Origin of the sequence: Mesorhizobium sp. M7A.F.Ca.CA.001.04.2.1, from assembly GCF_003998485.1 — a bacterium.
Classification (GTDB): Bacteria; Pseudomonadota; Alphaproteobacteria; order Rhizobiales; family Rhizobiaceae; genus Mesorhizobium; species Mesorhizobium ciceri.
Genome location: NZ_RZQT01000307.1, coordinates 1 through 428 on the forward strand (window position 1 = coordinate 1; position 428 = coordinate 428).

Genomic DNA, 428 nt, shown 5'->3' on the forward strand with positions numbered 1-428 from the left:
CGCCTGCAGATACCGCCGCTTCGCGACGGCCTAAAGGCAACGCTACAAATGGCCGCTGTCGTTCGTCCGCCACAGATGACCCAGAGGGTGATTATCTCAGTCCATGGCGTATCCGTGCATAAGGTTACGCTGTCGGGCAAGCAACCCATGACCGTCTCGTTCTTCATTCCGCACGCAGCTTTTTCGAACGCCAGCACGTTCGAGATGACGTTTGACTATCTCGACGGGATCCCGCCCAGCAAGGCCGCCAGCAGCATTTACAAACGCTCCATCAAATTGGTGTCGTTTCGACTGGACGCCGTTTAAGTATTATCGCCGCTGGCGGGAGCGGTTGCCCTGCCGACCGGGACGGCGATCGGCAAAAACCCACCGGTCAAGGACGAAGAAATTGATGGTGGGAACGAGCAGGCACGTAATCAGGACGGGAA

1 pseudogene is annotated in these 428 nt (G+C 57.5%); it reads left to right on the forward strand.

The annotated features are described in order from the left end of the window. Window positions 1–306: pseudogene (locus EN955_RS34655) on the forward strand (hypothetical protein); the annotation flags it as partial. Between the last annotated feature and the right edge of the window lie 122 nt (window positions 307–428).